A 19,049-nucleotide genomic window follows, 5' to 3' on the forward strand; every position below is an offset into this window, starting at 1 on the left:
CGCGGTTGCTGCGTGATCGGGCCCCGAGCCTGCTGGTCGCGTCACTTCGTGGGAACGGTGATCTTCCCGTCGATGATCTGCTGCTTGTAGTCGTCGAGCTGGTCGGTGATGTCGTCGATCTTGCCGCCGGTGGTCGTGTACGAGACACCACCCGACTTGAGGTCGAACTCCTGCAGACCGCTCATCTGCTCTCCGTCGACGGAGGCCTTGATGTAGTCGAAGACCGCGACGTTCACGTTCTTGACCATCGAGGTGATGATGACGTCCTGGACGTCCTTCTCCGCCGTCTTGGCCTGGTCGGAGTCGACGCCGATCGCCATCTTGTTGTTGGCCTTGGCCGCCTCGAAGACACCCGCACCGGAGCCGCCGGCGGCGTGGTAGATGACGTCCGCGCCCTTGTCGTACATGCCCTCGGCCGCGGTCTTGCCCTTCGCCGGGTCGGCGAAGCCGGAACCGTCCTCGGCCAGGTACTTGGTCTGGATCTGGATCTTCGGGTCGACGGCCTTGGCGCCGGCCGCGAAGCCCGCGTCGAACTTGTTGATCAGCGGCACGTCCATGCCACCGATGAAGCCGACCTTGCCGCTCTTGGACTTCAGCGCGGCAGCCGCACCGACGAGGAAGGAGCCCTCGTTCTCGGCGAAGACGAGCTGGGCCACGTTGTCGGCCTTGGAGTCGGCGGACGCGTCGTCGACGATCGCGAAGGAGGTCTCCGGGTTGTCCTTGGCCGCGGCGCCGATGGCCTTGGCGTAGATGAAGCCGACACCGACGATGTTGGTGCAGCCCGCGTCGACGAGCTGGTTGAGGCGGTCCTCACGAGCGGCGTCGTTCTCCCCCTGGCTCGCCTCGACCTCCTCGATCTGGACGCCGAGCTCCTCCTTGGCCTGGTCCAGGCCCCTGGCGGCGGAGTCGTTGAAGGACTGGTCGCCGCGACCACCCACGTCGTAGGCGAGGCAGGCCTTGATGTCGCTGCCCTCCCCCGAGGTGGCGTCACCGCCCGAGTCGCTGCCGCCGCAGGCGGTGAGGGCCAGAGCGGCCACGGACATGATCGATGCGGCCTTCACGGTGTGACGCAAGGCGCTCTCCTTCGCTGCAAGGGGTGGGTCTGGCACGCACGTGCCATCCGGGGATGTTACGACGCGGTAGCGCACGCGCCAGCACCCGATGTGATGGATGGGACCAACTGTTATGAGACCGCGACCCCCCGGAGACATCACAGGGGAATCCCTCGCCGGTCGGTCAGTCGCGCTCGACGCGGGTCCACTCCCCCGCCGCCGCGAGCGCGAGCAGTGCGGTGCCGTTGCGCACCGCACCCTCGTCGACCACGAGGTCGCCCTGGTGCAGGTCGAAGCTGCGCCCACCGTGCGTGCGGGTACCGAGCCGGGCCATGGCCCCCTCCGCCTCGTGGAGCATCCACGCGAAGTCCTCCCCGCCCAGGCTGTGCGGGGTCGGCACCGGCCGCAGCCCCGCGGCCATCGTGGCCCGGCCCAGGGCCGCCACCGCCGCAGGATCGTTGACGACCGGCGGGACGCCACGCACGTGCTCGACGGCCGCGTCGACGCCGTAGGGCCGCACGACCTCCTCGACGACCTCGCGCAGCAGCGGGCCGATCTCCTCCCACAGCTCGACGTCGAGCATGCGCAGGGTGCCCTGGGCCACGCCCGTCGAGGGGATGACGTTGATCGCCTCGCCGGCCTGGACGCGGCCCCACACGACGACGAGCCCCGCTCGGGGGTCGACGCGGCGGCTGAGCACTCCGGGCACGTCGGTCACGACCTTGGCCAGGGCGTAGGTGAGGTCCTCGGTGAGGAAGGGGCGTGAGGTGTGCCCGCCCCGACCCCGCAGGGTGACGGTCACCTGGTCGGCCGCCGCGGTGAGCGGCCCCTCGCGCAGCCCGATCTCGCCGACGTCGAGCGAGGGGTCGCAGTGGACGGCGTAGACGGTGTCGACCCCGGACATGACCCCGGCCCGGACGAACTGCAGTGCTCCCCCGGGCATCTGCTCCTCGGCAGGCTGGAAGACGAGACGCACGGCGACGTCGCGTGCGGCGAGCTCGTCGGCCACCTCGGCCAGCGCCAGTCCGGCGCCGAGCAGGACGGTGGCGTGCACGTCGTGACCGCACGCGTGGCAGACGCCGTCGGTGGTCGAGCTCCAGTCCAGCCCGGTGCGCTCCCGCACGGGCAGCGCGTCGATGTCGCCGCGCAGGGCGACCCGGCGCCGCGGCTCACGCGCCCCGAGGTCGACGACCAAGCCGGTCTGGCTGATGGACCGCGGTTCGAGCCCGGCCGCCTCGAGGCGCTCGCACAGCCTGGCCGTCGTGCGGTGCTCGGCGAAGGACAGCTCGGGGTGGGCGTGCAGGTCCCGCCGGAAGTCGATGAGCTCGGGGACGAGGTCGTCGATGACGCGCAGCAGCGTCGGGGCGAGGGGAGCAGTCATGTCGGGGGAACTCTACCGACGCGACGGGTCCACCACCGGGACGTCCCGCCCTTCGACCCGCCCCGCGTCGACCGGCGCGGGTGCGATCGGCTCAGACGAGGTCGGTGCGCCCTGCGGCCTTGAGGGCCTCGACGACGAGCTTGACGTCCTGAGCGCGCTCGCGGCTGGCGACGAGCAGCGCGTCGTCGGTCTCGACGACGACGACGTCCTCGAGGCCGACGACGGCGACCATCCGGCCGGACTCGGAGACGACGAGGCCGCCCGAGTCGATCGCCTGGACCTGCGCGGGGTCGCCGACGACGGCCATCGGACACTCCCCCTTCGGCAGGAGCGTGGACAGCGACTTGAAGTCGCCGACGTCGTCCCAGTCGAAGTCGCCGGGCACGACGGCCACGAGGCCCTCGTCGGCGGCGGGCTCGGCGACGGCGTGGTCGATGGCGATCTTTTCCAGCCCGTCCCAGCGCTCCTGCAGCAGCGACGGGTCGGCGGCGATCTCGCGCAGGCCGGCGGCCAGGTCCGGGTGCCACTGGGCGAGCAGGTCGAGCAGCGTGGTGGCGCGCACGACGAACATGCCTGCGTTCCAGCGGAACTCGCCGGTCGCGAGGTAGGAGGCGGCGCGGCGGGCGTCGGGCTTCTCGACGAACTGCCGCACCCGGGTGGCCGTGGGGTGGGCGCGCAGGCGCGGGCCCATCTGGATGTAACCGAATCCCGTGGAGGGGAAGGTCGGCTCGATGCCGATCGTCACGAGCCGGTCGTCACGCTGGGCGACGCCGACGGCCTCAGTCACCGCCCGACCGAAGGCCTCCTCGTCGGTGATGACGTGGTCGGCGGCGAAGGAGCCGATGATCGCCTCCGGGTCGCGCAGCTCGAGCACGGCCGCGGCCAGGCCGATCGCGGCCATCGAGTCGCGCGGTGACGGCTCGGCGATGAGCAGGTCCGCAGGGAGGTCCGGCACCTGCTCGGCGACGGCCGCCGCGTGGGCGGCGCCGGTGACGACGAGGACCCGCTCCCCCGCGAGGCTGCGCAGCCGGTCGACCGTCGACTGGATGAGGGTGCGGCCACTGCCGGTCAGGTCGTGGAGGAACTTCGGCGAGGATGCGCGCGAGACGGGCCACAGCCGCGTCCCGGCCCCGCCGGCGGGCACGACGGCCCAGAAGCGCTCGAGGTCGGGGGTCGTCGTCACTGCGTGCTCCCGGTGCGGTCGTGGGGTGGGTCGGTGGTGTCGATCCGGTCTCGGTCCCGGTCGCCGAAGCGCAGGATGCGCAGCTGCTCGAGGGTCTCCTCCATGAGCACCCGGTTGGTGCGCTGCAGGTCGGCGATGATCAGCAGGGCGAAGGAGAAGAGCGCACCGACCAGGAGCGCGGTGCCGAAGATCAGTGACTGCACGTGCCCGCCGCCGTCGCCCATCGCGACGAGGACGAGGAAGCGCACGAAGGGGATCAGCCCGAGCAGGAGCAGCACCGTCCCGACGAGGCCGAAGACGGCGTGCGGCTTGAACATGATGAACGAGCGCATGATCGCCGAGGCCGACTTGCCCATGTGCTGCCAGATGCTCTTGAACAGGCGCGACTCGCGCGTCTTCTCGTTCGTCACGACCGGGATCGAGGCGATCGCCATGCGCTTGTGCCCGGCCTGGATGATCGTCTCCATGCAGTAGGAGAAGTCGGTGACGATGTTCAGCCGCATGAGCGAGGACGCGGAGTAGGCCCGGAACCCGCTGGCCGCGTCGGGCAGGTCGGTGCTCGCCGCCCGGTTGACCACGGCCGAGCCGACCGCCTGCATCCGCCGCTTGAAGGGCGAGAAGTGCGCGATGGTCCGCGTCTGGCGGTCGGCGACGACGATGTCGGCCTCCCCCGAGAGGATCGGCTGGACGAGGTCGCCGATGCGCTCCTGCGGGTACTGGTTGTCGCCGTCGGTGTTGACGAGGATGTCGGCGCCGTGCGCCAGCGCGAAGTCGGCGCCGTCGCGGAAGGACCTGGCCAGCCCGCGCGGGGTGGTGTGGCTGATGATGTGGGTCACGCCGAGCTTGCGGGCGACCTCGGCCGTGCGGTCGCTCGACCCGTCGTCGATGACGAGGGTCTCGATGACGTCGACACCCGGGATGCTCTCGGGGATCGTCGCCAGCACGAGGGGCAGCGTCGCCTCCTCGTCGAGGCAGGGGATCTGGACGATCACCTTCATGGGTCGGGGCCTTCCGGAGCCGCAGGTGGGTGGGCAGGCCATCAGGCTAGTCGGCTCGCTCGACGCCTCCGACCACGACCCGCGCGACCAAGTCGTCACCTGATGATCACCGGACACTCCCCCTGCGGACACCGAAGGGGGGTGGCGCCCCCTCCACAGTGGTGGCGTGCGAGTGGCGATTGCGACCGAGTCCTTCCTGCCCAGCCTCAACGGCGTGACGACGAGTGTCTGCCGGGTGGCCGAGAACCTGCGCGAGCAGGGCCACAAGGCGATGATCATCGCTCCCGGCCCGGCTCCGGCGACCTTCGCCGGGCACGTCGTGCGGACCCTGCCGGCGGTGCCGGTGCGCGGATTCCGCGCCGGCCTGCCCACGGCGGGCGTGCGGCGTGCGCTGCGCGACTTCCGGCCGGACGTCGTGCACGTGGCCTCCCCCTTCCTCGTCGGGGCCCGCGGCCTGCACAACGCGGAGAGCTTCGGCCTGCCGACGGTCGCGATCTACCAGACGGACATGCCCAACTACGTCAAGCAGCACGGCCCGGGTGCGCTGGGTCGCGGTGCCGCCAACCTCACCTGGGAGTGGGTGCGCCGGCTGCACGAGCGCGCCGACCTGACGCTCGCGCCGAGCCGCCCGACGCTCGAGGAGCTGCGCGCCCACCGCATCCCCCGCACCGGCCTGTGGGGTCGCGGGGTCGACACCCGCCTGTTCACGCCGGAGTGGAAGCACGACTGCGAGACGCTGGCCCTCAAGCACGCGCTCGCGCCCAACGGCGAGGTGCTCCTCGGCTACGTCGGCCGCCTCGCTCCCGAAAAGGAGCTGCACCGGCTCACCGAGCTGGCCCAGCTGCCCGGCACCCGTCTCGTCCTCGTCGGCGAGGGCCCGAGCCGCAACGAGCTCGGTGCCCGTCTGGCCGAGGCCGTCGCGGCGAGCTCCGGCCGGCCCAACCTGCCGCCCGCCTTCCTCGGTCCTCGCACGGGCGACGACCTCGCGCGGGCGTACGCGACCTTCGACGTCTTCGTCCACACGGGGACCAAGGAGACCTTCGGCCAGACGCTCCAGGAGGCTGCGGCCGCCGGACTCCCGGTCGTCGCGCCGGCCGTCGGGGGTCCGCTCGACCTCGTCGCCCACGGCGAGAGCGGGTACCTCTTCGACCCCGAGGTCCGCGGCGACCTCGCCCGCTGGGTCGCCGAGCTCGTCGACTCGCCGAGCCTGCGCGACCGGATGGCGGCGATGGGTCCGGCGATGGTCGCCGAACGCTCGTGGAGCAGCCTGACGACCCAGCTCGTCGGCCACTACGAGAGCGCCATCGCCTCCCGCGCCGCCTGAGGTCGAAGGGGGGCACGCCCGCCTCCTGCGCCGGTCACGGGGCGTCGTCTGGGATGATCGGCGCCATGGAACCCCGCTGGCTCGACGACGGCGAGATGCGCACCTGGCTGCAGGTCGTCGCGCTCGCCGAGGTCCTCCCTGCACGCCTCGATGCCCAGGTGCGGCAGGACTCCGGGCTCACGCACTTCGAGTACCAGGTCCTCGCGATGCTCTCCGAGGCTCCCGAGCGGACGCTGCGGATGTCGTGGCTGGCGCGCCGCACCAATGCGACGCTCCCGCGGCTGTCGCACGTGGTCAAGCGGCTCGAGGACCGCGGGCTCGTCACCCGGGTCCGCAGCGCGAGCGATGCCCGCGCGACCGATGCCAGCCTCACCGACGCCGGGTGGGAGCAGATCGTCGAGGCGGCGCCGCACCACGTGAGGTTCGTGCGTGAGCGCATCCTCGACCAGCTGACCCCGCAGCAGGTCACCGCCCTCGGTGAGATCGCCGAAGCGGTGCTGACGAGCCTCGACCCGTCGGGCGACCTCACGATGAGGGCTGCAGACGCTCCCCACTGAGGGCGAACGCGGTCATCGGGCGCCACACCTCGTCGGCACCGTGCTCGTAGAGGTGGAACTCCCCCACCTCGAAGGCCGCGTCGAAGTGCGCGAGCTCCTCGAAGGCCCGGTCGAGCCCCGCGTCGGCGATGGCGTGCGCGATCGTCACGTGCGGGTGGTAGGGGAACTCGAGGTCGCGCGTCACCGGACCGCGGCGCACGGCCTGCTCGAGGCGCTCGCACATCGGGATGCCCTCGGCCACCTGGACGAAGACGACCGGGCTCACCGGGCGGAAGCTGCCGGTCCCGCGCAGCCGCATGGTGAACGATCCGTGCTGCTGGGCGACGGAGCCCAGGTGGGTGACGAAGAGGTCCAGTCGCTCGGGCTCGATCTCGGTCGGCGGCATGAGGGTGACGTGCGGAGGGATGGCGCGCGCCATCGGGTCGCCCACGTCCTCGCGCAGCTGCTGCAGCTGCGCACCCCACGGATCGGGAACCGCGATGGAGACCCCGTGGACGGCCATGGTCAGCGCTGCGCGGCGAGCAGCCCGACCCGCTCGTAGACGCGATCACGGGTGGCGGCCGCGACCTCGCTCGCGCGGGCCGCTCCCTTCGCCAGGATGTTGTCGAGCTCGCCCGGGTCGTCCATCAGCTCGGCCATCCGCTGCTGGTACGGCTCGATCGCCGTGACGACAACGTCGGCCACCTCCTGCTTGAGGTCGCCGTAGCCCCGGCCGGCGAAGCCCGCCTCGAGCTGGGGGATCGGCGTGCCCGAGAGCGCCGAGTGGATCGACAGGAGATTGGCGACACCAGGCTTGGCCTCTGCGTCGAAGCGGATCTCACCGTCGGCGTCGGTGACGGCCGAGCGGATCTTCTTGGCGATGCGCTTGGGCTCGTCGAGCATCGAGATCAGGCCCTTGTCGGAGGAGCCGGACTTGCTCATCTTGGCCGTCGGCTCCTGCAGGTCCATGATCCGCGCCGACTCCTTGAGGATGTGCGGCTCGGGCACGACGAGGGTGTCGCCGAAGCGGGTGTTGAAGCGCTCGGCGAGGTCGCGGGTGATCTCGAGGTGCTGGCGCTGGTCGTCGCCGACCGGGACGCGGGCCGCGTCGTAGACCAGGATGTCGGCCGCCATGAGGATCGGGTAGGTGAAGAGGCCGACGTTGGCGTTGTGCCCACGAGCCGTCTTGTCCTTGAACTGCGTCATCCGGCTCGCCTCGCCGAAGGCGGTCTGGCAGGCCAGGACCCACATGAGCTCGGTGTGCTCGCGCACGTGGCTCTGGCAGAAGATCGCCGAGCGCTCGGGGTCGACGCCGCCGGCGATGTACTGGGCCGCGGTGACGCGGCTGCGGCGGGTGATGTCGGCCGGGTCGGTCGGCACCGTCAGAGCGTGCAGGTCGGCGACGAAGTAGTACGCGTCGAAGTCCTCCTGCAGGCCCACCCAGTTGACGAGCGCCCCGAGGTAGTTGCCCAGGTGCAGGGAGTCGCTGGTGGGTTGCATCCCGGAGAGGATGCGCGGCTGCGCGGGAGCGGGGCTCGTCATGGGCGTCATTGTGTCAGCAGGTGCCCAGGGGTCCTCACCTGCTCGGCGAAGCGTCGCGGTGAACCGACTCAGGACGCCGGCAGCGCGGTGAAGTACTCGATGGTGCGCTCGAGCCCGTCGCGCAGCTGCGCTCGCGGCTCCCACCCCAGGGTGTCCCTCGCTCGGGTGATGTCTGGGCGACGGCGCGTCGGGTCGTCCTGCGGGAGCGGGCGGTGCTCGATCTGCGACGCGCTGCCGGTCAGCTCGAGGACGAGCTCGGCGAGCTCCAGCATCGTGAACTCGACCGGGTTGCCGATGTTGATCGGGCCCGTCACGTCGTGGTCTGTCGCCATGAGTCCCATGAGCCCGTCGACCATGTCGTCGACGAAGCAGAACGAACGCGTCTGGCTGCCGTCGCCGTAGATCGTGATCGGGTCACCGGCCAGCGCCTGGACGATGAAGTTGGAGACGACCCGCCCGTCGTTCGGCTGCATCCGTGGACCGTAGGTGTTGAAGATCCGGGCCACCTTGATGCCCAGGTCATGCTGTCGGCGGTAGTCGAAGAAGAGGGTCTCGGCGCACCGCTTGCCCTCGTCGTAGCAGGAGCGGATGCCGATCGGGTTGACATTGCCCCAATAGTCCTCGGTTTGCGGGTGGACCTGCGGGTCGCCGTAGACCTCCGAGGTGGACGACAGCAGGATCTTGGCCCCTGTCCGCTTGGCCAGGCCGAGCATGTTGATCGAGCCGTGCACGCTCGTCTTCGTCGTCTGGACCGGGTCGCGTTGGTAATAGATCGGGCTCGCCGGGCACGCGAGATGGTAGATCTCGTCGACCTCGACGTAGAGGGGGAAGGTCACGTCGTGCCGCATGAGCTCGAAGTTGGGGTGGTCGATCAGGTGGACCAGGTTGCGTCGTGAGCTCGAATAGAAGTTGTCCACGACGAGCACCTCGTGCCCCTGGTCGAGGAGACGTTCACTGATGTGCGAGCCGATGAACCCGGCACCCCCGGTGACCATCACCCGACGACCAGCTGGGGTTCCCCCCTGTCCCGACACTGCGCTCACGTACACCCGCCCCTTCCTGACTACGGACCGCTCCGATCAACTCAGCGCTGGTCGGGCGCGGTCAGCGTATCGGGTGGACGTGGCTGCGCTCAGGAGGTCCCTCCGGTCGGGACCGTCCGCCGCACGACGCGGACAGGCGTCAGTACGCGCCCTTTGACGCCAGCACGGCATGCAACGTGCGCCAGAGGATGATCAGGTCCTGTGCCACCGACCAGTTCTCCACGTAGTACAGGTCGAACCGGACGGCTTCGTCCCAGGAGAGGTCACTGCGTCCGTTGACCTGCCAGAGCCCGGTCATGCCGGGTTTCACCAGGAGTCGCCGGCCCACGTCGCCCTCGTACTGTGCGACCTCACTGGGCAGCGGCGGACGGGGCCCGACGAGGCTCATCTTGCCGGCGATGACGTCGAAGAGCTGGGGCAGCTCATCGATGGAGTACCGACGGATGAACCGCCCCACCCGGGTGATCCGCGGGTCGTCCCGGTCCTTGAAGAGCGGGCCGTCCGCATCGTCCCTGACCTTGTCGCGCAGGTCCTGCAACCGCGCCTCGGCGTCAGTCACCATGGAGCGGAACTTCGTCATCATGAAGGCGTTGCCGTCCAGCCCCACCCGCTGCTGACGGAAGAACACCGGCCCGCCGTCCGAGAGCTTGATCACGGCCGCGACCACGAGCATCAGCGGCGCGAAGAGGACGATCAGCACGAGCGCTCCGCACCAGTCGATCGTCGACTTCAGGGCGAGCCGCGGACCGTCGAACTTCGGCGCCTCGACGTGCAGCAGCGGCAGCCCGGCCACGGGACGAGTCAGCACGCGGGGGCCGGCGATCTCGGTCAACCCGGGAGAGACGACGAGCTCGATGCCGCTGCCCTCGAGGGCCCACCCGAGGCGGCGCAGCCCGCCGGTCCCCAGGGTGTGCATGTCGGCGCAGGCGACCATGTCGACCCCGAGCTCGATGGCCACCCTGGCCGCTTCGCGCTCGGCACCGAGCAGGGGGACGCCGGCGATGCCGGGCGTCTCGCCCGAGGTGCAGGCCCCGATCACCCGGTAGCCGGCCTCGGGCACGGTGGCGAAGGTGTCGGCGAGGTGCCCCACGGTGTGGCACTCCCCGACGAGGAGCACGTCATGGGACAGGTCGCCCTCGACGCGACGCCGGCCGAGCCAGGTCCGGGCCACCCGTCGAGCCGCCCACAGGGCGATGACACCGGCCGGCAGGGCGAGCAGGATGTAGCCGCGGGCGACGTCGACCTGCAGGGCGAAGGCGAGCATCGCCACTGCGGCGAAGACACGCAGCGAGGCGACGATGAGGATCCGGTACTCGGCCGCGCCGTGACCGAGCAGGTGGACGTCGTACGCGCCGTGGAAGCGCAGCGCGATCCACCACACGGCGGCCAGCCCGAGGCTGAAGCTGGTGTAGCTCACCGAGAAGTTGTCGGAGCTCGCGGCCACGTCGGTGCGGCCGTCGATGCCGAAGCGCACCACCTGCGCGCCGAAGGTCGCCCACACGATGACGACGAGATCGACGAGTGCGAGGAAGGCCCGGAAGGGGCGCAGGGCGGCCCGGCCACTGCCGACGTCGTCGACGGCGCGCGCGAGGCCGACCACGATCAGCCCCGGCGGGCAGGCAGTCGCGAGGGGAGCGGCCCCTCGGCAAGGCGCACGGCCTCGGCCATCCGGCCACGGGCGCCAGCCGTCGTGGGGCGGCGGCGCATCTCGTCGAGCCGGTCGGCAGCAGTGGTGCTGGTTCGCGCCCCCTGGCGCACCGAACGTCGCAGCAGTGCCAGACTCGCGCCATAGGCGATGGCGGGCGCGGACGCCCACCCCATGAACACAAAGACCTCGACGTGCACGCGCTCGCCTCCCCGAAGCGACTGGTCGGGGGCCAGCGACTCCACCGGCCCCGGGGTCGTGGATCTCCCCGTCCGAGAACCCTCGACGGACATTACCAATCCTTTACCAACCTGACCAGTCCCAGACGCGATTGGTCTGCGGGGCGCGCGCTCCCCTTCGCCCTGCCTGCCGTCAGGTGCTGTGGACCGGGCGCGACGGTGCCGTGGGAGAATCCCGGGGAGACGCACCCCACACCCCACGGAGGGACACACATGACCGCGAAGATCATCTGGACCAAGATCGACGAGGCGCCGGCGCTGGCGACCTACTCGCTCCTGCCGATCGTCCAGGCCTTCACCTCCGGGACCGGGGTGGAGCTCGAGACCAGCGACATCTCGCTCGCCGGCCGCATCCTCGCCCAGTTCCCCGACCGCCTGACCGACGAGCAGCGCGTCGCCGACAACCTCGCCGGTCTCGGCGACCTGGCCAAGACGCCCGAGGCCAACATCATCAAGCTGCCGAACATCTCGGCCTCCGTGCCGCAGCTCAAGGCGGCCATCGCCGAGCTGCAGGGCCAGGGCTACGACCTGCCGAACTACCCGGACTCCCCCGCCACCGACGAGGAGCAGCAGGTCGCCGCGGCCTACGCCAACGTGCTCGGGTCAGCCGTCAACCCCGTGCTGCGTGAGGGCAACTCCGACCGCCGCGCCCCCCTCGCGGTGAAGAACTTCACGAAGAAGCACCCGCACCGCCTCGGCCCGTGGACCGCCGACAACAAGGCGCGCGTCGCGTCGATGAGCGGCGGCGACTTCTACGGCAACGAGAAGTCGGTCGTCGCGCCCGCCGACGACACCCTGAAGATCACCCTGACCTCCGAGGGCACCGAGACCGTGCTCAAGGACTCCGTCCCGGTGACGAAGGGGGAGATCGTCGACGCGACCTTCATGTCCGCCGCGGCGCTGCGCGCCTTCTACGCCGAGCAGATCGAGGCGGCCCGCGAGGACGGACTGCTCCTCTCGCTCCACCTCAAGGCCACGATGATGAAGGTCTCCGACCCGATCCTCTTCGGCCACGGTGTCGCTGCCTGGCTCGGTGACCTCGTCGACAAGCACGCCGACGCCTTCGCCGAGGCCGAGGTCGACCTGCGTTACGGCCTGGCCTCGCTGTACACCCAGATCGAGCAGCTGCCGGCCGACACGCGCGACGAGATCCGCGCCGACATCGAGGCGCTGTCCTCGCAGCGACCGGCCCTGGCCATGGTCGACTCCGACAAGGGCATCACCAACCTGCACGTCCCGAGCGACGTCATCATCGACGCCTCCATGCCCGTCGTCATCCGCGACTCCGGCCAGATGTGGGACGCCGAGGGTGGTCAGCAGGAGACCCTCGCGATGATCCCCGACCGCTCCTACGGTCCGATGTACGCCGCGGTCATCGAGGAGCACAAGCGCAACGGCGCCCTCGACCCGGCGACCATCGGCTCCGTGCCCAACGTCGGCCTCATGGCGCAGAAGGCGGAGGAGTACGGCTCCCACCCGACGACCTTCGAGATCCCGCAGGCCGGCACCGTCACCGTCACCAACGGCGCCGGTGAGGTCCTGCTCGAGCACGAGGTCGAGCAGGGCGACATCTGGCGGATGAGCCGGGTCAAGGACATCCCGGTCCAGGACTGGGTCAAGCTCGCCGTCACCCGGGCCCGTGCGACCGGCGCCCCCGCGGTGTTCTACCTCGACGCGCAGCGCGCGCACGACGCGCAGATCATCGCCAAGGTCGAGGAGTACCTCCCGCAGCACGACACCGAGGGCCTGGAGATCAAGATCCTGCCGCCCGTCGAGGCCGTGACCTTCTGCCTCGAGCAGATCCGCGCCGGCAAGGACGCGATCTCCGTGACGGGCAACGTCCTGCGCGACTACCTCACCGACCTCTTCCCGATCCTCGAGCTCGGCACGAGCGCCAAGATGCTCTCCATCGTCCCGTTGCTCGCGGGCGGCGGGCTCTTCGAGACCGGTGCCGGCGGCTCCGCACCCAAGCACGTGCAGCAGTTCGTCAAGGAGAACTACCTGCGCTGGGACTCCCTCGGTGAGTTCTCCGCGCTCGGCGCCTCGCTCGAGCACCTCGCGACGACGCAGGACAACCCGAAGGCGCAGGTCCTCGCCGACACCCTCGACGAGGCCATCGCGCGGTTCCTTGACGAGAACAAGTCCCCCGCGCGCAAGCTCGGCAGCATCGACAACCGCGGCAGCCACTACTACCTCGCCCTCTACTGGGCCGAGGCGCTCGCGGCGCAGTCCACCGACGCCGAGCTGTCGGAGCGCTTCGCCAAGGTGGCCGAGGCGCTGCGCAGCAACGAGGAGAAGATCACCTGCGAGCTCATCGGCGCCCAGGGCGACGCCGTGGACCTCGGCGGCTACTACCGCCCCGACCCGGAGAAGGCCTCGGCCGCGATGCGGCCGTCCGCGACCCTCAACGGGATCATCGACGGCCTGTGATCGTCGACCCAGACGAGCGAAGGGGGGTGCCCCGGCCGACCGGCCGGGGCACCCCCCTTCGTCAAGTCCAGCACCGCCAGGGCAATGTGTGTCCGCCCTCCCCACTGCACCCTGCGCCCACGCGCTGCAGCCGCGCGCGATACTGTCCCTTAAGCCTCGCGCGTCCTCTGACGCGGGGGGGGGCGATGACGAAGGGACACCGATGGAGCTGCAGGAGTACTTCCGGATCTTGCGGAAGCGCTGGCCCGTCATCGCGCTGACCCTGCTGCTCACCATCGGTGCCGCCGCGGCGTACACGATCCTCGCTCCCAAGTCCTACGAGTCGAAGACCGCCCTCTTCGTCTCTACGTCGGCATCTGAAGGTGCCGACTCCCTGCTGCAGGGCAGCAGCTTCACCCAACAGCGCGTGAAGTCCTATGCCGACGTGATCAAGAGCCCCGTCGTCCTCGACCCGGTGATCGACGAGCTCGGGCTCGACGTCCCCTCGGAGGTCCTCGAGCAGCGGGTGACGACGAACGTGCCGCTGGACACGGTGCTCATCGAGGTGGCTGTCCGCGACAACGACCCGCAGACCGCCGCCGACATCGCGGAGGGGGTCGCGGACCAGTTCATCCGAACCGTCGGGGAGATCGAGACCTCCCGTGGCGACCGCTCCGCACCGATCACTGTCACCGTGACGCGTCCCGCTGCCGTACCGACCGTCCCGGTCAGCCCCAACCCGCTGCTCAACCTCGCCCTGGGCGGTGTCCTGGGCCTCCTGCTCGGCCTCGTCCTGGCGCTCGTCCGGGACATGCAGGACACCTCGGTCAAGACGGAGAAGGAGGTCCGGGAGGTCACCAACGAGCCGATCATCGGTGCCATCCACTTCGACTCCCAGGCCCCGAAGCACCCGCTCGTCGTCCAGGACGACGCGCACAGCGTGCGCGCGGAGGCATTCCGGGCGCTGCGGACGAACCTCCAGTTCGTCGACGCGGCCCACGAGATCCGCACGATCGCCGTGACCTCGTCGCTGCCTGGTGAGGGCAAGACGACGACGGCCGCCAACCTCGGCGTGACGATGGCCGAGGCCGGGAGCTCGGTCTGCATCATCGAGGCCGACCTGCGTCGCCCCCGGCTGCTCGACTACCTCGGCATGGACGGCACTGTCGGGCTGACAAACGTCCTCATCGGCGAGGCCGACCTCGACGACGTTCTCCAGCCCTTCGGCACCGGCCGGATGGAGATCCTCGGTGCCGGCCCGATCCCCCCGAACCCCAGCGAGTTGCTCGGGTCGCCCCAGATGCGCCACACGCTCGACGAGCTCGAGCGCCGCTTCGACTACGTCCTCCTCGACGCCCCGCCGGTCCTGCCGGTCACCGACGCCGCCGTGCTCGGCCGCATCTGCGACGGCACGATCCTCGTCGCCGGGTCGGGCGTCATCAAGAAGGAGCACCTCTCGCGCGCTCTCGAGGCGCTCGGCCGCGTCAACGCCTCGGTCCTCGGGATCATCGTCAACCGCATCCCGACGAAGGGCGTCGACGCCTACAGCTACTACGGCGAGGGCTACCAGGCGCTCCCACCGGCAGACACCTCGGAGACGTCACTGCGTCGCCGGACCCGGACCGCCCGAGGCCACAAGGTCTGAGAGCCACCGGGCTCCTGTCGGCTCAGCGCGTCCGGTGGCCACCCAGCGCGCGCTCGAGTCCGGGGCGGAGCAAGTCGACCTCACGAGACATCTGCGCGAAGACCTCCGGACCGCGCCGAAATGGGTCAGTGACGTCAACCTCGACAGGGTCCCTCGGGGAAACGAGACCGCGGCGCTGGGCGACGCCCTGGGTGATCTCGCTCAGCCACTTCGCGGGGTCGTCGGTGCGGGGCATCTTCTCGTCGGGGAGGCTCGAGGCGAGGTGGACGAAGTCGCCGAGCGCGAAGGTGTAACGCAAGGCTCGCGGGTGGAGTGAGGCGACAGGGCCCCGGTGAGCCCGGGTGGCGGTGAGGACGAGCGCGGAGGACGCGACGTGGTCCTTGACGAGCTGCCGGGCCTTGAATCCCTCTGTCCTCACCCCGGCGCATCGGAGGATCTCCTCGGTGCCTGGGTCCATACCCCGCCCGGCGAGGGCTCCCGTCCCAGCGCTGTGGACCTCGACGGCACCGGCCCCCCACGCCTTGTCGACGACCTGCTGGATGACCCGCTCCATGTAGGGCGAGCGGCAGACGTTGCCCGTGCACACGACGAGGATCCGGGGCACTGTCTCGCTGCTCACGCGGTCACCCTATCCGCGCTGAGCTTCACGGAACCGGAATCCCCGAGGCCTCCCAGCGGGTCTGGAAGCGCTTCGCCAGGGCACGTGCCCCCGTGTCGGTCAGGTGGTCCCGATCCGAGTAGAGAAGGATGGATCCGGCGATCGCGTAGCAGCGGTTGGCGCACACGAGATCGTGACCGTCGAGTACCCCTACCGGCGACTCCCGACCCGCGTCGAGGTCTGCGCCTAGCAGTGCGGCGTGGTCGAAAGGGTAAGCACCGTCGGCGGGCAACGAGCATGGAGCGACGTCGTCGAGGTTCTCGGCCAGGCACGTCGCGGGAGAGCGGACCCAGTGGGGCGTCTCGGAGACGATGAGCACGGGGACGTCCGGCAGGTCATTGATGAGCTCTCGTTCCCACCCGAGCCACTCGTCAACCGAGGGGGCGACACCGAGGTCATCGAAGTATCCCGCGTCGTTGTGGGAGACGACGATGACGTCGGGCGGCACAGCGCGTAGCCCCATGAGGAGATCCTCCCGCCATGGTTGACACTCGGGATGAGGACGTCCTGAGTCGTAGTGGGTGATGGGTGCGGCAAACACGGGGCAGGCGTTGCGGAGGTACGTATCGACGGTGAAGCCCTCGTCCTCGCCGATCTCGTCGAGTGTCGGTTGCAGATGACCAGCGTGGGAGTCCCCGATAAGAGCGACGCTGGCTGCGGACCCGTCGGTGTCGCCCCCGCGGCAGCGCTCGAGCTGAGCCTCGTCGTCGGTCGGTGTGAGGTCCGTGCAGCCGCTGAAGATCGCCGCTCGCGACGGGCTCGCGAGACTGTCCGAGATGTTCAGCGGCACCGCGCGTGGCGCCTCCAGACGCTCAGGAATCTGTCCGCCTACAAAGGTCGGCACGGTCTCCGTCGAGGTCAGGGTGAAGGCGGCCGGGACGACGGCCAGCACCCCAGCCACGACCATCGAGGTCACCACGCCGAAGGAGACGAGCCGCCACGGCTTCTGGCTGCATGCTCCGGCACGCCGGGTGGGCTGCTCGACATAGCGATACGTGAGGCCGGCCAGCAGGACCGAGAGTGCTACCGCACCCAGGGTCTCCCACACCGTCAGGGGCTGACCGGAGGCAAGGGTCGGGATGACGAGCACGGGCCAGTGCCAGAGGTAGAGCGAGTACGAGACATCGCCGAGCAATATGATGACCTTGGGGAACGACCTCCGCGGCGCGCTCAGGCTCGTACTCGTGCTCCACTGCGGATCTCCTCCCGCGAGCAGCAGGGCTGCTCCCGCGGTGGGAACGATCGCGACCCAGCCCGGATAGGCCCAAGACGCGTCCAGGGTGAAGATCGACCATGAGACCGCCACGCTGCCCAGAACTGCTGCCCAGGGCCTGAAGCGGGGAGACATCCTCCGGTGCAGCGGCACGAGCGCGAGGCACGCTCCGAGCCCCAGCTGCCAGGCCCGGGTCGGCAGGCCGTAGTACGCGAGGGACGGCAGGATCGGGGTGACCACGACGGACAGTGCGAACGATCCCGCGGTCAGGACGAGAAGACAGCCACCCACCCAACGGAGAGAGGCTCTGACCCGCCACGCGAGCATGAGAGCCAGCGGGACGAAGAGGTAGAACTGCTCCTCCACCGCGAGCGACCAGAAGTGAAGGGCTGGAGACGGCTCGTCCTCGGCGAAGTACCCCACCCTGTTCGCGATGAACCACAGATTCGCCGCGTAGGCACTGGCCGCGGCCAGGTCGGCGAGCGCCGGCCCGGCGGTCACCGCGTCGACGAGGAGCAGCAGGGCCAGCGCTGTCACACCGACGGTCAGCAGTGCCGCGGGCAGCAGTCGCGCCACACGACGGGCGAGGAATCTGCGCCAGCTGATGCGTCCGTCGTCGATGAGCTCGCGGGCCAGGAGCCCGACGATGAGATAGCCGCTGATGACGAAGAAGACGTCGACTCCGACGAAGCCGCCGGGCAGCGGCATCCCGGCGTGGAAGGCGACGACGGCGACGACCGCCAGCGCTCTGAGTGCCTGGATGTCCTGACGGGGCGCGGAGCGCCGATGCGATGTCACGAGCGGAGATTACAAGGACGATGCAGCGGATCGACGGACCGGGCGCGTCTATGCACTTGGGGACCTTGTTTCACCACCTGCGCCTCTGACCTGGGCGAAGGGGGTAGCCTCTCCGAAGGCTCGCCACGTGGCGACCGCTCCGCAACGGGTCCGAGAGTGCAAGGGGACATGGGTACACCGCGAGTCATGTGCGTCTACGGGACGCGTCCGGAGGCCATCAAGGTGGCACCCGTCATCAAGGAGCTCGAGCGCAGCACGCGGCTCGAGCCCCTCGTGGCCGTCACCGGGCAGCACCGGGAGATGCTCGATCAGGTCAACTCGCTCTTCGACATCGCGCCCGAGCACGACCTCGACCTTATGCGACCGGGTGCCACGGTCGCGCAGATCACGGCGCTCGCGATCCACCGCGTGACCGAGCTCATCGAAGAGGTCCGGCCGGACGCCGTCATGGTGCAGGGCGACACGACGAGCGCCTTCGCCGCGGCTCTGGCCGGTTTCTACGCCCGGGTCCCCGTGGTGCACCTCGAGGCCGGGCTGCGAACCCGGGACATCAACACCCCCTTCCCCGAGGAGGCCAACCGGCGACTGACCGCGCCGATCTCGACGCTACATCTCGCCCCGACGGAGCGGGCGCGTCGTCATCTCCTCCACGAGGCCATCGATCCTTCGGAGATCGTCATCACGGGCAACACCGTGATCGACGCGCTCCGACGCGCCACCGCCGTGCCCGCGACGATCCAGGACGAGCGCGTCGCCGAGGCGATCGCCGCCGATGGGCCCCTCCTCCTCGTGACGACGCACCGTCGCGAGTCCTGGGGCAATCGCATGGAGGAGGCCATGGAGGCCGTCGCGAGCCTCGCTCGGCAGCGCCCCGATCTCCGGGTCGTCCTGCCGATGCACCGCAACCCCGTCGTTCGTGACGTCATCGCCCCTGTGCTGGATAGTCTGCCCAACGTCGTGCTCACCGAGCCGATGAGCTACCACGAGTTCACGACCGTGCTCGCCGCGAGCACGCTCGTGCTCACCGACTCCGGGGGCGTGCAAGAGGAGGCCCCGAGTCTCGGCAAGCCGGTCCTCGTCATGCGGGACAGCACCGAACGTCCCGAGGCGATCGATGCCGGGGTCGTCCGGCTCGTGGGCACGGAGCTCGACCGCATCCGCTTCGAGGTCAACCATCTCCTCGACGACGTCGACGAGTACGAGAGCATGGCCAACGCCGTCAATCCCTACGGGGACGGCCACGCCGCCGAGCGTGCCGAGGCCGCGATCGCCGAGCTCCTCGGGGTCGGCGAGCGACTGCCCGACTTCTCGCTGCGGCGCCTCGCCGCCACATGACGCGCGTCCTCGTCGCCTCCCCGCCGGTGGACGCGATCGGCGGGGGGG

At 70.1% G+C, this 19,049-nt stretch carries 16 protein-coding genes; 5 read left to right on the top strand and 11 right to left on the bottom strand.

The features are described 5' to 3' along the window. Positions 1-41: 41 nt before the first annotated feature. The 4 genes from JAN01S_RS02735 to JAN01S_RS02750 form a co-directional block, all read right to left on the bottom strand. Positions 42-1,073 (bottom strand): BMP family lipoprotein, encoded by a 1,032-nt coding sequence (locus JAN01S_RS02735; RefSeq protein ID WP_068313280.1) that lies wholly within the window; start codon positions 1,071-1,073, stop codon positions 42-44. 163 nt (positions 1,074-1,236) lie between these two features. Beyond that, a complete protein-coding gene (locus JAN01S_RS02740; protein ID WP_068313283.1) occupies positions 1,237-2,433 on the bottom strand; it encodes an amidohydrolase in 1,197 nt (398 codons plus the stop codon). 91 nt (positions 2,434-2,524) lie between these two features. After that, the gene (locus JAN01S_RS02745; protein ID WP_068313286.1) at positions 2,525-3,616 is read right to left on the bottom strand and encodes a mannose-1-phosphate guanylyltransferase; all 1,092 of its coding nucleotides are present in this window, start codon (positions 3,614-3,616) and stop codon (positions 2,525-2,527) included. Further along, positions 3,613-4,614, bottom strand: coding sequence for a glycosyltransferase family 2 protein (locus JAN01S_RS02750; protein ID WP_068313289.1), 1,002 nt, complete (start codon positions 4,612-4,614; stop codon positions 3,613-3,615). Before JAN01S_RS02750 ends, JAN01S_RS02745 begins: the two co-directional genes overlap by 4 nt. Positions 4,615-4,780: 166 nt before the next feature. Between JAN01S_RS02750 and JAN01S_RS02755 the strand changes: the two genes are divergently transcribed. After that, entirely contained in the window at positions 4,781-5,938 is a 1,158-nt protein-coding gene (locus JAN01S_RS02755) for a glycosyltransferase family 4 protein (RefSeq protein ID WP_068313292.1), read from the top strand. A gap of 65 nt (positions 5,939-6,003) precedes the next feature. Continuing rightward, positions 6,004-6,495: a MarR family winged helix-turn-helix transcriptional regulator gene (locus JAN01S_RS02760; RefSeq protein ID WP_068313341.1), complete on the top strand. Its 492-nt coding sequence runs from the start codon at positions 6,004-6,006 to the stop codon at positions 6,493-6,495. On the opposite strand, the gene JAN01S_RS02765 is transcribed toward JAN01S_RS02760, so the two are convergent. The 5 genes from JAN01S_RS02765 to JAN01S_RS17045 all read right to left on the bottom strand — a co-directional run bounded on the left by JAN01S_RS02765 (position 6,464) and on the right by JAN01S_RS17045 (position 10,880). Next, complete coding sequence (locus JAN01S_RS02765) at positions 6,464-6,997, bottom strand: 2'-5' RNA ligase family protein (RefSeq protein ID WP_068313295.1); 534 nt, start codon at positions 6,995-6,997, stop codon at positions 6,464-6,466. The two genes, JAN01S_RS02760 and JAN01S_RS02765, sit on opposite strands and share 32 nt — an antisense overlap. 2 nt (positions 6,998-6,999) lie before the next feature. Further along, entirely contained in the window at positions 7,000-8,025 is a 1,026-nt protein-coding gene (gene trpS, locus JAN01S_RS02770; RefSeq protein ID WP_370670773.1) for a tryptophan--tRNA ligase, read from the bottom strand. 59 nt (positions 8,026-8,084) lie between these two features. After that, entirely contained in the window at positions 8,085-9,011 is a 927-nt protein-coding gene (locus JAN01S_RS02775; RefSeq protein ID WP_068313301.1) for a UDP-glucuronic acid decarboxylase family protein, read from the bottom strand. A 187-nt stretch (positions 9,012-9,198) separates the two neighbouring features. Then, complete coding sequence (locus JAN01S_RS02780) at positions 9,199-10,659, bottom strand: sugar transferase (RefSeq protein WP_068313304.1); 1,461 nt, start codon at positions 10,657-10,659, stop codon at positions 9,199-9,201. A gap of 2 nt (positions 10,660-10,661) precedes the next feature. Beyond that, positions 10,662-10,880 carry a hypothetical protein gene (locus JAN01S_RS17045; protein WP_169797150.1) on the bottom strand — a complete coding sequence of 73 codons (219 nt, stop codon included), beginning with the start codon at positions 10,878-10,880 and terminating at the stop codon, positions 10,662-10,664. A gap of 276 nt (positions 10,881-11,156) precedes the next feature. Here JAN01S_RS17045 and JAN01S_RS02790 point away from each other — a divergent pair, with 276 nt between their 5' ends. Both JAN01S_RS02790 and JAN01S_RS02795 read left to right on the top strand, forming a co-directional pair. After that, positions 11,157-13,373 (top strand): NADP-dependent isocitrate dehydrogenase, encoded by a 2,217-nt coding sequence (locus JAN01S_RS02790; RefSeq protein WP_068313311.1) that lies wholly within the window; start codon positions 11,157-11,159, stop codon positions 13,371-13,373. A 202-nt stretch (positions 13,374-13,575) separates the two neighbouring features. After that, positions 13,576-14,997 carry a tyrosine-protein kinase domain-containing protein gene (locus JAN01S_RS02795; protein ID WP_068313314.1) on the top strand — a complete coding sequence of 474 codons (1,422 nt, stop codon included), beginning with the start codon at positions 13,576-13,578 and terminating at the stop codon, positions 14,995-14,997. Between the two features lie 22 nt (positions 14,998-15,019). Here the strand turns inward: JAN01S_RS02795 and JAN01S_RS02800 are convergent, their stop codons facing one another. Continuing rightward, the gene (locus tag JAN01S_RS02800) at positions 15,020-15,616 is read right to left on the bottom strand and encodes an arsenate reductase/protein-tyrosine-phosphatase family protein (RefSeq protein ID WP_157075564.1); all 597 of its coding nucleotides are present in this window, start codon (positions 15,614-15,616) and stop codon (positions 15,020-15,022) included. A 25-nt stretch (positions 15,617-15,641) separates the two neighbouring features. Further along, complete coding sequence (locus JAN01S_RS02805) at positions 15,642-17,576, bottom strand: acyltransferase family protein (protein WP_244884736.1); 1,935 nt, start codon at positions 17,574-17,576, stop codon at positions 15,642-15,644. A 258-nt stretch (positions 17,577-17,834) separates the two neighbouring features. Between JAN01S_RS02805 and wecB the strand changes: the two genes are divergently transcribed. Then, the gene (gene wecB / locus JAN01S_RS02810) at positions 17,835-19,001 is read left to right on the top strand and encodes a non-hydrolyzing UDP-N-acetylglucosamine 2-epimerase (protein ID WP_068313323.1); all 1,167 of its coding nucleotides are present in this window, start codon (positions 17,835-17,837) and stop codon (positions 18,999-19,001) included. Positions 19,002-19,049 lie beyond the last annotated feature (48 nt).

Origin of the sequence: Janibacter anophelis NBRC 107843 (assembly GCF_001570945.1) — a bacterium.
In the GTDB taxonomy this organism is placed as follows: domain Bacteria; phylum Actinomycetota; class Actinomycetes; order Actinomycetales; family Dermatophilaceae; genus Janibacter; species Janibacter anophelis.

Excerpts from the sequence above, each read along its gene's own strand:
- JAN01S_RS02805 (WP_244884736.1), bottom strand. The coding sequence starts at position 17,576 with ATGCCGCTGCCCGGCGGCTTCGTCGGAGTCGACGTCTTCTTCGTCATC.
- JAN01S_RS02740 (WP_068313283.1), bottom strand. The coding sequence starts at position 2,433 with ATGACTGCTCCCCTCGCCCCGACGCTGCTGCGCGTCATCGACGACCTC.
- JAN01S_RS02790 (WP_068313311.1), top strand. The coding sequence starts at position 11,157 with ATGACCGCGAAGATCATCTGGACCAAGATCGACGAGGCGCCGGCGCTG.
- JAN01S_RS17045 (WP_169797150.1), bottom strand. The coding sequence starts at position 10,880 with ATGGGGTGGGCGTCCGCGCCCGCCATCGCCTATGGCGCGAGTCTGGCA.
- trpS (WP_370670773.1), bottom strand. The coding sequence starts at position 8,025 with ATGACGCCCATGACGAGCCCCGCTCCCGCGCAGCCGCGCATCCTCTCC.
- JAN01S_RS02775 (WP_068313301.1), bottom strand. The coding sequence starts at position 9,011 with ATGGTCACCGGGGGTGCCGGGTTCATCGGCTCGCACATCAGTGAACGT.
- wecB (WP_068313323.1), top strand. The coding sequence starts at position 17,835 with ATGGGTACACCGCGAGTCATGTGCGTCTACGGGACGCGTCCGGAGGCC.
- JAN01S_RS02750 (WP_068313289.1), bottom strand. The coding sequence starts at position 4,614 with ATGAAGGTGATCGTCCAGATCCCCTGCCTCGACGAGGAGGCGACGCTG.
- JAN01S_RS02765 (WP_068313295.1), bottom strand. The coding sequence starts at position 6,997 with ATGGCCGTCCACGGGGTCTCCATCGCGGTTCCCGATCCGTGGGGTGCG.
- JAN01S_RS02795 (WP_068313314.1), top strand. The coding sequence starts at position 13,576 with ATGGAGCTGCAGGAGTACTTCCGGATCTTGCGGAAGCGCTGGCCCGTC.
- JAN01S_RS02760 (WP_068313341.1), top strand. The coding sequence starts at position 6,004 with ATGGAACCCCGCTGGCTCGACGACGGCGAGATGCGCACCTGGCTGCAG.